The organism is Inquilinus sp., assembly GCF_057815775.1.
Genome location: NZ_JBYRFX010001066.1, coordinates 1 through 13,315 on the forward strand (window position 1 = coordinate 1; position 13,315 = coordinate 13,315).

At 68.8% G+C, this 13,315-nt stretch carries 10 protein-coding genes; 5 read left to right on the forward strand and 5 right to left on the reverse strand.

Annotation, left to right across the window (positions count from 1 at the left end):
• From sufB to AC3XYG_RS38205, 4 genes are all read right to left on the reverse strand, one after another.
• Positions 1 to 1,386 (reverse strand): Fe-S cluster assembly protein SufB (gene sufB, locus AC3XYG_RS38190; protein ID WP_489145131.1); only part of this gene is annotated, 1,386 nt, incomplete at its 3' end.
• A 234-nt stretch (positions 1,387 to 1,620) separates the two neighbouring features.
• Positions 1,621 to 1,947 carry a ferredoxin family 2Fe-2S iron-sulfur cluster binding protein gene (locus AC3XYG_RS38195; protein WP_489145132.1) on the reverse strand — a complete coding sequence of 109 codons (327 nt, stop codon included), beginning with the start codon at positions 1,945 to 1,947 and terminating at the stop codon, positions 1,621 to 1,623.
• A gap of 84 nt (positions 1,948 to 2,031) precedes the next feature.
• The gene (locus AC3XYG_RS38200) at positions 2,032 to 3,132 is read right to left on the reverse strand and encodes a cysteine desulfurase family protein (RefSeq protein WP_489145140.1); all 1,101 of its coding nucleotides are present in this window, start codon (positions 3,130 to 3,132) and stop codon (positions 2,032 to 2,034) included.
• A 13-nt stretch (positions 3,133 to 3,145) separates the two neighbouring features.
• A complete protein-coding gene (locus AC3XYG_RS38205; protein ID WP_489145133.1) occupies positions 3,146 to 3,613 on the reverse strand; it encodes an Rrf2 family transcriptional regulator in 468 nt (155 codons plus the stop codon).
• A 378-nt stretch (positions 3,614 to 3,991) separates the two neighbouring features.
• Here AC3XYG_RS38205 and AC3XYG_RS38210 point away from each other — a divergent pair, with 378 nt between their 5' ends.
• The 4 genes from AC3XYG_RS38210 (at position 3,992) to ggt (ending at position 8,791) form a co-directional block, all read left to right on the forward strand.
• The gene (locus AC3XYG_RS38210) at positions 3,992 to 4,651 is read left to right on the forward strand and encodes an alpha/beta hydrolase (protein ID WP_489145134.1); all 660 of its coding nucleotides are present in this window, start codon (positions 3,992 to 3,994) and stop codon (positions 4,649 to 4,651) included.
• 47 nt (positions 4,652 to 4,698) lie between these two features.
• Positions 4,699 to 5,550, forward strand: a complete 852-nt coding sequence (locus AC3XYG_RS38215; protein WP_489145135.1) for a class I SAM-dependent methyltransferase — start codon at positions 4,699 to 4,701, stop codon at positions 5,548 to 5,550.
• Positions 5,551 to 5,639: 89 nt separating this feature from the next.
• A complete protein-coding gene (gene tyrS, locus AC3XYG_RS38220) occupies positions 5,640 to 6,884 on the forward strand; it encodes a tyrosine--tRNA ligase (protein WP_489145136.1) in 1,245 nt (414 codons plus the stop codon).
• 140 nt (positions 6,885 to 7,024) lie between these two features.
• Entirely contained in the window at positions 7,025 to 8,791 is a 1,767-nt protein-coding gene (gene ggt, locus AC3XYG_RS38225; RefSeq protein ID WP_489145137.1) for a gamma-glutamyltransferase, read from the forward strand.
• 3 nt (positions 8,792 to 8,794) lie between these two features.
• Here ggt and AC3XYG_RS38230 read toward each other — a convergent pair whose 3' ends face one another.
• Positions 8,795 to 12,022 carry a YhdP family protein gene (locus tag AC3XYG_RS38230; protein ID WP_489145138.1) on the reverse strand — a complete coding sequence of 1,076 codons (3,228 nt, stop codon included), beginning with the start codon at positions 12,020 to 12,022 and terminating at the stop codon, positions 8,795 to 8,797.
• A 209-nt stretch (positions 12,023 to 12,231) separates the two neighbouring features.
• Here AC3XYG_RS38230 and AC3XYG_RS38235 point away from each other — a divergent pair.
• On the forward strand, positions 12,232 to 13,315 hold a 1,084-nt coding region (locus tag AC3XYG_RS38235; RefSeq protein ID WP_489145139.1), incomplete at its 3' end, for a [protein-PII] uridylyltransferase family protein.

Consider the following 13,315-nt stretch of genomic DNA (forward strand, 5'->3'; position numbering starts at 1 on the left):
GGCCTGCAGCACCTCGCGGCAGAAGCCGTTGACGATCAGGCCCAGCGCCTCTTCCGTGCCGATGCCGCGCTGGCGGCAGTAGAACAGCACGTCGTCGCTGACCTTGCTGGTCGTCGCCTCGTGCTCCACCTGCGCCGTCGGGTTGCGGCTCTCGATATAGGGCACCGTGTGGGCGCCGCACTGGTCGCCGATCAGCAGGCTGTCGCACTGGGTGAAGTTGCGCGCGCCCTCGGCGCCCGGCAGGATCCGCACCAGGCCGCGATAGGTGTTGTCCGATTTGCCCGCCGAGATGCCCTTGGAGATGATCCGGGAGGTCGTGTTCTTCCCGATATGGATCATCTTGGTGCCGGTGTCGGCCTGCTGGCGGTTGTTGGTGATCGCCACCGAGTAGAATTCGCCGACCGAATTGTCGCCCTGCAGGATGCAGCTCGGGTACTTCCAGGTGATCGCCGACCCGGTCTCGACCTGGGTCCAGCTGACCTTGGAATTCCGGCCGCGGCAGGCGGCGCGCTTGGTGACGAAATTGTAGATGCCGCCCTTGCCCTCCTCATTGCCCGGATACCAGTTCTGGACCGTGGAGTACTTGATCTCGGCATCGTCGAGCGTCACCAGCTCGACCACCGCGGCGTGCAGCTGGTTCTCGTCGCGCTGCGGCGCCGTGCAGCCTTCGAGATAGGAGACGTAGCTGCCCTCGGCGGCGATGATCAGGGTGCGCTCGAACTGGCCCGTATTCTCCGCATTGATGCGGAAATAGGTCGACAGCTCCATCGGGCAGCGCACGCCCTTGGGAATGTAGACGAACGATCCGTCGGTGAAGACGGCTGAATTCAGGGTGGCGAAGTAGTTGTCGGAATAGGGCACCACCGAGCCGAGGTACTGGCGCACCAGCTCAGGGTATTTCTGCACCGCCTCGGAGATGGAGCAGAAGATGACGCCTTCCTTCTCCAGCGCTGCCTTGAAGGTGGTGACCACCGACACGCTGTCGAACACCGCATCGACGGCGACATTGGCCAGGCGCTCCTGCTCGCGCAGCGGAATACCCAGCTTCTCGTAGACGGCGAGGATGTCGGCGTCGACCTCGTCCAGGCTGCCCAACTGCGGCTTCTTCTTCGGCGCGGCGTAGTAGTAGGCCGCCTGATAGTCGATCGGCGGGTGGCCGATCTTGGCCCAATGCGGCTCTTCCATCGTCAGCCACAGGCGGAAGGCACGCAGCCGCCATTCCAGCAGCCACTCGGGCTCGTTCTTCTTCGCCGAAATGAAGCGGACGGTGTCTTCGGTCAGGCCTATGGGCGCGGTTTCCATCTCGATCGCCGAGACGAAGCCGTGCTTGTACCGGGTGTTCGTGATCTCTTCGACCTGCCGGACCGTCTCCTGGACTGCCGCCATGCCTCACTCCTCAACGCCTGGGACCAAACCGATTAACCGAGCGGGCTAGTCGGGTACTTCGATGTGGCAGGCCCGCCGGATTGCTCCTGGAAGGGCCTGTGCCGCCATCCGCCTCACGCCATAGATAGGCGTTTCATCGCCGAATGCCAGCGAAAACCCGACCGCGAGAGTCGTTCTCAGCCGCGCTGTGGCGAGGTCCGGCATGCGGCGGGGTCATGCCGGAAAGTCTCGACATCACATCAGGTTGTTGGTGCCCGTGGGCAGCCGGACGGTCAGCCCGTCGAGCGCATCGGTCATGATGATCTGGCAGCCCAGCCGCGAGGTCTTGGTCAGGCCGAAGGCGAGATCGAGCATGTCTTCCTCGTCCTCCCGCGCCGGCTGCAGCCGCTCATACCAGTCCGGCTCGACGACGACATGGCAGGTCGAAAAGGCCAGCGAGCCTTCGCAGGCGCCTTCGAGATCGACGTCATATTTGTGCGCGATCTCCATGATCGACAGCCCGGCCGGGGCGTCGATCTCACGGCGGTTGCCGTTCGGCTCGATGAAAATGATCCTGGGCATGCTGGCCCTGTGCTCCTGCTCAAAACGCTGGTCTTTTACGCAAGCCCGACAGGCGGGGCAATCGGCGAAAGCTCATGCCCGCCTTCAGGCCACCGCACGCCTCCGCTTTCGTCGGGCGAGGTCGGTCCAGGCGACAACGCAATGGTCGATCTCCGCGGCGTCCGTCGTCGGGCCCAGGCTGATGCGGATCGCGCTCTCGGCCAGGTCGGCGGGCAGCCCCATCGCCTCCAGCACATGGCTGCGGCGGACCTTGCCGGAGCTGCAGGCCGAGCCGGAGCTGACCGCGACGCCGGCGAGATCCAGCGCCGCGACCTGGGTTTCGGCCGTGACGCCCGGCATGGCGACGCAGCTGGTGTTGGCGACGCGCGGCGCACCGCCGCCGAGCACGATGCCGCCGGCCTCGGCCAGACGCGCCTCCAGCTCCGCCCGCAGCGCCGCGATCCGCGGCTGCTCGGTGCAGGGGGCGACGACCGCCGCAGCGGCGCCGAAGCCGGCGATGCCGGCGACATTCTCGGTGCCGGCGCGACGCCGGCCTTCCTGCGCCCCGCCGCGCAGCATCGGGGTCAGCGCCAGCCCGTCGCGCAGCACCAGCGCGCCGACACCCTGCGGCCCGCCGATCTTGTGGGCCGACAGGCTGAGCGCATCGATCCCAGCCCCCACCGCCGGCAGCGCGATGCGCCCGGCGGCCTGGACCGCGTCGCAATGGACCAGCGCGCCGTGGCGGCGCGCGATCGCCGCGGCCTCCGCCACCGGCTGGATCACTCCGATCTCGTTGTTGACCGCCATGATCGAGATGATCGCCGGCTCCGCCGAGGCCGCCAGCATCCGGTCGAGCGCATCGAGGTCGATCCGGCCGTCGCCATCGACCGGGACGCGGTCGCCGGCCCAGGCCAGCACACTGTCATGCTCGACCGCCGAGACCAGGATGCGGCGGCGGCCGAGGCCGTTGAGCGCCAGGGCGTTGGCTTCGGTCGCACTGCCGGTGAAGATGATCTGGACCGGCTTGACACCGGCCAGGGCCGCGACCTGGGCCCGCCCAGCCTCGGCCAGCCGCCGGGCATCACGGCCGAAGCGATGCACCGAGGACGGGTTGCCAGGAGCATCCAGCGCCGCGCGCATGGCAGCGCGCGCTTCCGGCCGCAGCGGCGCGGTGGCGTTGTGATCGAGATAGACCGGGACCGTCATCACGGCACGCGCCTCACTCGGCGGCGGCGACGACGCCTTGGCCGGCAGAGAACAGATGGCTGGAGCCGAGCACCCGGCGGTTGACCACATCCTCGACCGTGATCGAGGACAGGTAGAGATGGATCTGGTTGCCCAGCTCCTCCCACAGATCATGGGTCAGGCAGCGGCTCTTGTCGCTGTGGCAGCCGAGCGGGCTGTGCTTCTCGCAGCGGGTGACCTGGATCGGCTCATCCACCGCGACGATGATGTCGGAGATCCGCATGCTGCCGCAGGGCCGCGCCAGCAGATAGCCGCCGCCGGGTCCACGCACGCTGCGCACCAAGCCGCTGCGCCGCAGCTTGGCGAAGATCTGCTCGAGATACGGCAGCGAGATTTCCTGGCGCAGGGCGATGTCGGCCAACGCCGCCGGGCTGTCCGCACCGTGCCGGGCCAGGTCGACCATCGCCATGACGGCGTAGCGTCCCTTGGTGCTCAAACGCATGTTCCGCGCCCCCAATGGCCCGACCTGCCCGCCGGACCACAATTCACGCAGCCATGGTCCAGATAACCGCCGCACCCGACCGCCGGGTGCGCAATCCGAACCATCATCATCCGCCCGTGCCGGACAGGTATGTCCCAATCATCGTGAAGAGGCTTGAACACGCAGGCCGTCCCGATGGTATACGAACATTTCGCGTGGACCATGTGAACGGCAGTGGCCGGCACGGTCCACGTCGTGGCAGGGTGAGTGACCGCTTAGATATAGATATCCGAGCGCCAGGGTCAAGAAAGCCGCCCCAACGCGCCGACCGGCGCACGGAAAGACGTATGGCCGGCCAACCGGTCCACGCCGTCGCAACCTCGAGGAGCTTCACGGTCGATGCCCGACGTCATTTTCAACGGGTCCGAGGGACGCCTCGAGGGCCGCTACACCCCGAGCAAGCGCACCAATGCGCCGATCGCCCTGCTGCTGCACCCGGACCCGATGGGCGGCGGGACGATGTTCAACAAGGTCGTGCATTCGCTGTACCAGACCTTCAAGAAGCATGAATTCACCGTTCTGCGCTTCAACTTCCGCGGCGTCGGCCGCAGCCAGGGCGTGCATGACCGCGGCGAGGGCGAGCTGTCGGACGCCGCGTCGGCGCTGGACTGGATGCAGGGGCTGAACCCGAATGCCGAGGCCTGCTGGGTCGGCGGCTTCTCGTTCGGCGCCTGGATCGGCATGCAGCTGCTGATGCGCCGGCCGGAAATCGACGGCTTCATCTCGATCTCGCCGCCGGCGAACCGCTACGACTTCACCTTCCTGGCCCCCTGCCCCTCCTCGGGGCTGATCGTGCAGGGCGACAAGGACGACACCGTGCCGCATGAATCGGTGCAGAAGCTGGTGAACAAGCTGTCGCTGCAGAAAGACATCAAGATCGACTACCGGATCATCCCCGGGGCCAATCACTTCTACACACTGCACAACGACCAGCTGATGGCACACATGGACGATTACCTGACCAAGTCGGTGAAGCTGTCGCCGCAACCGGCGGGCTGAACCGGCCGCGAGACGGCGGCCGAAGGCAGATCATCAGGGAGGTCCCGATGGCGACGAGTGGCTCCGAAACGCCGAACGCCGACCAGATCGCCTATTGGAACGAGGCCGGCGGGCTGGTCTGGGTCGAGATGCAGGACCGCTTCGACCAGATGACCGCCCCGTTCAGCCGCCGGACCGTCGAGGCGTTGGCGCCCAGGGCGGGCGAGCGGCTGCTCGACATCGGCTGCGGCAGCGGCGGCAGCACGCTGGAGCTGGCGCGCCGCGTCGGCTCCGACGGCACGGTGCTCGGCGTCGACATCTCAGTCCCGATGCTCGGCCTCGCCAAACGCCGCGCCACCGAGGCCGGGCTGGACACTGTCCGCTTCGTCGAGGCCGATGCCCAGACCACGGCGCTGGAGCTGCAAGCCTATGACGGGGCGTTCTCGCGCTTCGGCGTGATGTTCTTCGACGACCCAGTCGCCGCCTTCACCAACCTGCATGGCGCGCTGCGGCCGGGCGGCCGCCTGGCCTTCGTGTGCTGGCGCACCATGGCCGAGAACGGCTGGGCCTCGGTGGCGCTGGCCGCGGCGCTACCCCATCTGCCGCCGCTGCCGCCCCCGGTTCCCGGCGCGCCGGGCGCCTTTGCCTTCGCCGATCCCGACCGGATCCGCGACGTTCTCGGCCGCGCGGGCTTCTCCGGGATCGCGGTCACGCCTTTCGACACCAAGGCCGGGGTCGGTGATCTCGACCAGACGGTCACGATATTCCTGCGCAGCGGTCCGGTCGGCGCGGCGCTGCGCGAGCATGAGGACAAGCGGGAGGCCGTCGCCGACGCCGTGCGCAAGGCGCTGGCGCCGCACCAGACCGCCGCGGGCGTGTTGCTGGACACCGCCGCCTGGATCGTCACCGCCACGGCCTGAGACCGTTCCCCGGGGAAGTTCGGTTTGAGGCGCGGGCGGCCAACGTGCTACAGCCCTTGTCCCGACAGACCGACCGACAGCCGACGATCATGACCGGATTCCGCTCCGACTTCCTGCGCACCCTCGAGGCGCGCGGCTTCATCCATCAGGCGACGGACGCCGAGGGCCTCGATGCCCTGGCGGCGAAGGGGTCGGTCGCGGGCTATATCGGCTTCGACGCCACGGCGACCAGCCTGCATGTCGGCAGCCTGGTCCAGATCATGATGCTGCGCTGGCTGCAGAAGACCGGCGGCCGGCCGATCGCCCTGATGGGCGGCGGCACCACCAAGATCGGCGACCCGACCTTCCGCGACGATGCCCGGCCGCTGCTGGACGACGCCACGATCAACGGCAACATCGCCTCGATCCGCACGGTGTTCGCCAAGCTGCTCGATTTCGATGGCGGCGCGATCATGGCCAACAACGCCGACTGGCTGGACGAGCTGGCCTATATCCCATTCCTGCGCGAGATCGGCCGCCACTTCACCATCAACCGGATGCTGAGCTTCGATTCGGTGAAGCTGCGGCTGGACCGCGAACAGCCGCTGACCTTCCTCGAATTCAACTACATGATCCTGCAGGGCTACGACTTCCTGGAGCTGGCGCGCCGGCACGACTGCGTGCTGCAGATGGGCGGGTCGGACCAGTGGGGCAACATCGTCAACGGCATCGACCTGACCCGGCGCATCGCCGGGCGTGAGGTCTACGGCCTGACCTCGCCGCTGCTGACCACCGCCTCCGGCGCCAAGATGGGCAAGACCGCCGCCGGCGCCGTCTGGCTGAACGAGGACCGGCTGCCGGTCTACGATTACTGGCAGTACTGGCGGAACACCGAGGACGCCGATGTCGGCCGCTTCCTGAAGCTGTTCACCGAGCTGCCGCTGGACGAGATCGCCCGACTGGCGGCATTGGGCGGGGCCGAGATCAACGAGGCCAAGAAGGTGCTGGCGACCGAGGCGACCGCGCTGGTGCATGGCCGCGACAAGGCCGTGGCGGCGGCCGAGACCGCGCGCCAGGCCTTCGAGCAGGGCGTGTCGGCCGAGGGCCTGCCCTCGATCGACATCCCGCAGGCCGAGATCGAGGCGGGCATCGCCGCCTTCCGCCTGTTCGCGCGGGCCGGCCTGGCCGCGTCGAACGGCGAGGCGCGGCGGCTGATCCAGGGCGGCGGCGGCCGGGTCAACGACGTCGCCATCGCCGATCCGGAACAGACAGTCGGCAGCGGCGACATCGGCGCCGACGGCGTCATCAAGCTATCGGCCGGCCGCAAGAAGCACGTGCTGGTGCGGCCGGCCTGACCACCGGCCGCACCCCTCTGCCGAAGACCTGACGGAAGCCGTTGCGGCGCCTTGTCGGACGGGGCAGCATCACCCGCATCCGGCAACGGCGCCGCGTCGGGGATAACCCCCGCGCCGTCGCGTCACGACAGGGGGCAGGAATGATCCGAAGCGCGATGGCGCCGCTGGCCTTGGCCGCATGGGCGCTGAGTGCAATGGGCGCGCAGGCGGCGTCCCGGCCGGCGGTCGAGGGGCAGGACGGCATGGTCGTGTCGTCCCAGCACCTCGCCTCCGACGCCGGAGCCGAGATCCTGCGGGCCGGCGGCAATGCCATCGACGCCGCTGTCGCCACCGGCTTCGCCCAGGCGGTGACCAACACCTGCTGCGCCAATATCGGCGGCGGCGGCTTCATGGTCATCCACCTGGCCAAAGACAATCGTGACACCTTCATCAACTTCCGCGAGACCGCGCCGGCGGCCGCGGGCAAGGCGATGTATCTCGACGCCGCGGGCAACCCGATCAAGGGCGCCAGCCTGTACGGCTATCTCGCCGCCGGCGTGCCGGGCAGCGTGCTGGGGCTGGACACCGCCCTGGCGAAATACGGCACCCTGTCGCGCGCGGTGGTGATGGCGCCGGCGATCAAGCTGGCGCGCGAAGGCTTCGTCCTGACCCGCGGCGACACCGATATCATCGATGCCGGCGCCGCCCTGTTGAAGAAGGACCCGGTTGCCGCCAAGATCTACTTCAAGCTCGACGGCTCTGCCCTGCAGCCCGGCGACCGGCTGGTGCAGCCCGACCTGGCAAACACGCTGGAGGCCATCGCCAAGGACGGGCCGGATGCCTTCTACAAGGGGCCTGTGGCGCAGAAGGTCGAGGCGGCGATGAAGGCGGGTGGCGGCATCATGACCGCCCAGGATTTCGCCGGCTACACCGTCACCGAGACGACGCCGGTCACCTGTTCCTACCGCGGCTATGTCTTCGTGTCCTCACCGCCGCCCTCCTCCGGCGGCACCACGATGTGCGAGATCCTGAACATCCTGGAAGGCTACGACATGAAGGCCCTGGGCTTTCATTCCGCCGCCAGCGTGCATCTGATGGTCGAGGCGATGCGCCACGCCTATATGGACCGCAACACCTATCTCGGCGACCCGGCCTTCGTGAACAACCCGCTCGACCGGCTGCTGAGCAAGGACTACGCGGCGCAGATCCGCGCCCAGATCCAGCCGGACAAGGCGACGCCGTCGAAGGACGTCCAGCCCGGCATCGCGCCGCATGAGAAGCCCGAGACCACGCATTATTCCGTGGTCGACAAGGACGGCAACGCCGTCTCGGTCACCTACACCATCAACGGCCTGTTCGGCGCGGGGGTGATCGCGCCCGGCACCGGCTTCCTGCTGAACGACGAGATGGACGATTTCACCGTCAAGCCGGGCGTGCCGAACCTGTTCGGCCTGGTGCAGGGCGAGGCCAATTCGATCGCGCCGGGCAAACGCCCCTTGTCGTCGATGGCGCCGACGCTGGTGACCAAGGATGGGCACATCGTGCTGGTGCTGGGCAGCCCGGGCGGGTCGCGCATCATCACCATCACGCTGCAGGCGGCGCTGAACATGATCGATTACGCCATGCAGCCGCAGGAGGCGGTCGACGCGCCGCGCATCCATCACCAGTGGCTGCCGGACGAGGTCTATGTCGAGCCCTACGCGGTGTCGCCCGACACGGTGAAGCTGCTGGAGCAGATGGGCCACAAGATAACGGAACAGACGCCCTGGGGTGCCGCGGAGCTGATCGCCCTGCCGCCGCCGGCCGCCACGGGCACCGGCACCGCCTCCTCCGGCAATGACCGCGCCTTCGGCGGCAAGATGCTGCCCGGCTTCGTCTACGGCGCCAATGACGATCGCCGGCCGGCCGGGCTGGCGGTTGGCGAATAGTCTTTAGCGGTTGTTGACGGGCGCCGGGCGGGGCCGCGGCGGGGCCGGCAGCGGCCCGCCAGCCGCACTGTTGGCCGATGGCGTCTCTTCGAAGAACAGGCGGCGCAGGAAGCCGGGCGCCAAGACCGAGAGCGGGTTGACCGACACCGACGGGTCGGCGAAGGAGCCGCGGATCGTGTAGGTGAAGGCGAACAGCCCGCCGCCCGCGCCGCCGGTCAGGATGTCGCCGATCAGCGGGATCGAGCTGATCACGCTGTTGATGTGATAGATCGGCACGATGGTGCCGGCGAGGTCGATGGTCTCGGCCTTCAGGTCGACGATGCCGTCGAAGCCCAGGCCGAGATCGCCACCGGCCCCCCGCCCCTGCTTCAGCGTCACCCGGCGCTGGGTCGCGGCATAGGTGAAATCGGCCTCCAGCCGATTGAAGGTCAGCCCACTGGTGCCGAACAGATCCTGCATGCCGGCGGGCGAGGTCGCCGCCAGCAACCGCGCCATGCCCGGCGCGTCACGCAGCACGAAGCCGCGGGCATCCAGCTTGCCGTCGATCGCGCCGGTGACGCCGTTGCGGTTGCCGGTGGCCAGCAGGCTGCCGCCGGTGATGTTGTCGGCGACGTCGAACACCTGCAGCGTCTCGCCCGCATCCTCGCTGCGCACGGTCAGGATCTGGCGGTCCGGCTGCCCCTGCTGCGGCGTCAGCCGCAGGTCGATCGGCTTGCCGCCCGGCAGCCGCGCCGCCAGGGTCACATCCTGCAGGTTGGTGGTCCGGCCGATCGCCCGGCCCTGCACCGAGCGCAGCGACCGCTTGTCGCCGAGCACCAGTTCCCCGACCGTGAAGCTGGCGTCGATCTGCGGGCCGGGCGTCGTGTCGGCCGGAACAGCATCGCTACCCTGGCTGCGGCGCTGATCGAGAATGCCGGAGACGTCGAGCCGGGTGCCGTCGAGGACAAAGCGATAGCTGTCTGGCCCCAGCACCTCGACCTGCCCCTTCACATTGGTCAGACCCTGCTGCAGCGAGGTGATGTTCAGCTGGCCCAGCGACCCGTCCCGCGCGAAATCGGCGCTGCCGGCGGCCGCGATATCGCCACCCGAGACGCTGAACTGCGAGACCTTGGTGACACGGCCCCCGGCCAGCGCCACCGTCACCGCCGCATTCGCCTTGGTACCCGGCGCCTTGGTCCAGCCGATCGGGGCCAGCACGATCCGGGCGTCGGTGAGGTCGAGCTTGGCGTCGACCGTCGCCGCGCCGCCCGAGCGCTGTTCGAAATCGACATCGGCGCCGATGGTGCCGCTGACCGGATCGATATCCGGCAGGTGCAGCGCCGTCCGCGCCGCCGGGTCCAGCGTGGTCTTGGCCATGACCTTGGTCTGAACCGGCGAATCGTCGAACGCCTCATGCCAGGTGACGGTCACCGGCACGGTGTTGACCTGGGTCTTGCCGTCCAGCGTCATGCCGTCCGGGTCCAGCGTCAGCTTGGCGTCCGTGCCGCTGACGTCATAGCCCGGGCGGACGGCGGCGATGCCGACATCGGTCAGGTCGGCATCTACTCCCAGGGTGGTGATCTGGTCGAAATTCAGGTCGGCCAGCAGCGGAAAGGCGAAGTGCAGCCGGGCCGCCACCCGGCCGGATGTCCGGTCCGGCACCAGCCCGACCCGCTTGGCATAGCCGAGCCGCGGCGCATCCAGCACCGACATCACCGTCTTCACCGGCCCTTCGAGCGGCGCAATGATCTCGATCGCCTGGTCGTGCAGGTCGAGGCCGGTGATGGTGATGTCGGCCGGTTGCAGCGCGACATCCTGCAGGTGCCCGCCGGCGGTGGCGATGCGCATGGTCGACCGGTTGAAACTGGCCGCGGCGTTGACGCCGGTGATCGGCGGCAGGCCCTTGAAGTAATTCACCGTCAGATCGCGCGCCCGGATGGTGCCGTCGAGCGACACCACCGTCGCAGCGTCGAGATTCGCCAGCGGCGCCCGCGCCTGCAGGCTGAATTCGGCGCGGTCCATCACACCGTCATGCAGGTTCTCGGCGATCCAGTCATGCGCGCCGCTGGGCACGCCGGGCGGCCACAGCCCGTCGATCAGGTCGACCGGCAGGCCGGTGACGGACCCGACCACCGCCGCCTCGATCGTGTCCTGCGACGCATCGACCTCGCCGGACACCGAGATCTTTGGCCCGCCGAGATCGACGGTGAAGTCGTCCAGCGTCAGGCGCCGCTTCGGCAGGTCGACCGATCCCGACAGGCTGGTCCGGGCGGCGGTGAACGGCTTGGTCCACAGCGGCGGCAGCAGCAGCCGCGTGTTCTCGCTGGTCAGCGAGAACCGGCCGGTGGTCGGCTGGAAGCGCGAATCGAAATCGACGTCGAGGCGGCCGGACAATGGGCTCTGGATCCCTTCCAGCGGGGTCAGCGCCGGTGAGATCCGGGTCAGGGCCGCCGGGGTCAGATTGGCGAAGGCGATGGTGGCCCGGCCGCTCTGATTCGCCCTGACATAGTGGATCTCGCCGGACACATCCGCGGGGCCGCTGGCGGATATGACGGTGAGGGCGGCGCGGCCGTCGACGCCGGTGCGCGTCCGGGCGAGGTCGGCCGAGGCCTTCGGCGCGTACCAAGTCTGGCCGAGCAGGCGGTCGTCGATGTTGACGCTGCCGTCGACCACGGTCAGCCGCCGCAGCGAGGCGATCGGGCTGAGATCGCTGTCGAGCCTGGCGTCCAGTGCGGCCAGCAGGTCCTTGACCACGTCACGCCGCGGCGGCGCGCCGGCCGGCGATGCTGCCGGGTCGGTGTCGGCCGGGTCGGTGTCGGCCGGATCCGGATCGGCCGGCGCCGTCTTCGGGTCGCCGCTGTCGAGGCCGAAGCTGAAATCGCCCTCGGCCGTGCGCGTTACCCGCAGATGCGGCCGGATCAGGTCCAGCCGCAGCGGCGCCACCTGCCCCCGCAGCAACCGGCGCATGCTGATATCGGCCGAGATCTCCGGGATGATGGCGATCGCCGTGCCATCCTTCTGCCGCACCCGGACATTGGTCGCGGTCAGCACCGCCGGCCGATCGAACCCGTCCCAGCGCAGCGACAGGCTGCCGAGTTCGGTGGTGGCGTTCTGGTCGGAGATCGACTGTTCGACATAGGGGGTGAGGAAGTCGATCTCGAGCGGGCCGGAGGAGAGCCGCCAGGCGAGAACGACAACGGCAAGGGCGAAGCCGGCGACCGCCAGCCCGACGATCTCCGCCAAGATCTTCAACGCCCTCATCCCGAACGATTCACCCTTGCTTGACCCGCATCCGCGGGCACCCGATGCTGCGCCCGCACCTTAGGCAGATGGAAAGCCCGATGCCACGTCTCGATGCCGTCTGGCCACGCGCAGGCGACCCCGACCGCGCCCGGAGGGGGCTCGAACGTTGGGTTGAACGCGCAACCGGGCAATCCGATCCCGCGCTTCGCGATTTTAGTGTGGCGCTGCCGGACGACCCCGCCGGCCGCGCCCTGCTGGAGGCGGTGTTCGGCGGCAGCCCCTATCTCACCGAGCTGGCGCTGAAGACGCCGGACACGGTGCAGCGCTTTCTGACCGAAGGCCCGGATGCCGCCGTCGCCGCGGAGCTGGCGACGCTGCGCGCCACTAATGTGGCCGAGATCGACACAGCCGCCCTGATGGCCGCGTTCCGCCTGGCCAAGCGCCGCATCGCCCTGATGATCGCCCTGGCCGATATCGGTGGCGTGTGGCCGCTGGAACAGGTGACCGGCGCCCTGTCCGACCTGGCCGAGACGACCCTGGACCTGGCCATCTCGCACCTGCTGGCCCGCGCCGTTGCGCGTGGCACGCTGCGGCCCGAAGCCATCGCCTCGCCCGACGCGTCGGGGCTGATCGTGCTCGGCATGGGCAAGCTCGGCGCGCGCGAGCTGAACTATTCCAGCGACATCGACCTGATCGTCTTCTACGACGCCGACAAGGTGCCGACCGACCGGCCGGACGACCTGGGCCAGATCTTCAGCCGGATCACGCGCGAGCTGGTGCGGATCATGGAAGAGCGGACGGTCGACGGCTATGTCTTCCGCACCGACCTGCGGCTGCGCCCCGACCCCGGCGCGACGCCGCCGGCCGTGTCGCTGGCCGCGGCCGAAAGCTACTACACCAGCCTGGCGCAGAGCTGGGAGCGGGCGGCGATGATCAAGGCCCGGCCGGTGGCCGGCGACCGCGCCTCCGGTAACGCCTTCCTGGATTTCCTGTCGCCCTTCGTCTGGCGCCGCCACCTGGATTTCGCGGCGATCCAGGACATCCACGCGATCAAGCGGCAGATCCACACCCATCACGGCCACGGCGTCGTCGCCATCGAGGGCCACGACCTGAAGCTCGGCCGCGGCGGCATCCGCGAGATCGAGTTCTTCGTCCAGATGCAGCAGCTGATCTTCGGCGGCCGCGAGCCGAAGCTGCGGCTGCGCGGCACCATCGCCGGGCTGACGGCGCTGGCCGAGGCCGGCCGGGTCGACCGGGCCACCGCCGCCAGCCTGGCCGAGTGCTATCGCTTCCTGCGCCGGG

Bases quoted from the DNA above. Each gene is read 5' to 3' on its own strand.
- ggt (WP_489145137.1), top strand. From the start codon at position 7,025: ATGATCCGAAGCGCGATGGCGCCGCTGGCCTTGGCCGCATGGGCGCTG.
- AC3XYG_RS38210 (WP_489145134.1), top strand. From the start codon at position 3,992: ATGCCCGACGTCATTTTCAACGGGTCCGAGGGACGCCTCGAGGGCCGC.
- AC3XYG_RS38215 (WP_489145135.1), top strand. From the start codon at position 4,699: ATGGCGACGAGTGGCTCCGAAACGCCGAACGCCGACCAGATCGCCTAT.
- AC3XYG_RS38200 (WP_489145140.1), bottom strand. From the start codon at position 3,132: ATGACGGTCCCGGTCTATCTCGATCACAACGCCACCGCGCCGCTGCGG.
- tyrS (WP_489145136.1), top strand. From the start codon at position 5,640: ATGACCGGATTCCGCTCCGACTTCCTGCGCACCCTCGAGGCGCGCGGC.
- AC3XYG_RS38205 (WP_489145133.1), bottom strand. From the start codon at position 3,613: ATGCGTTTGAGCACCAAGGGACGCTACGCCGTCATGGCGATGGTCGAC.
- AC3XYG_RS38195 (WP_489145132.1), bottom strand. From the start codon at position 1,947: ATGCCCAGGATCATTTTCATCGAGCCGAACGGCAACCGCCGTGAGATC.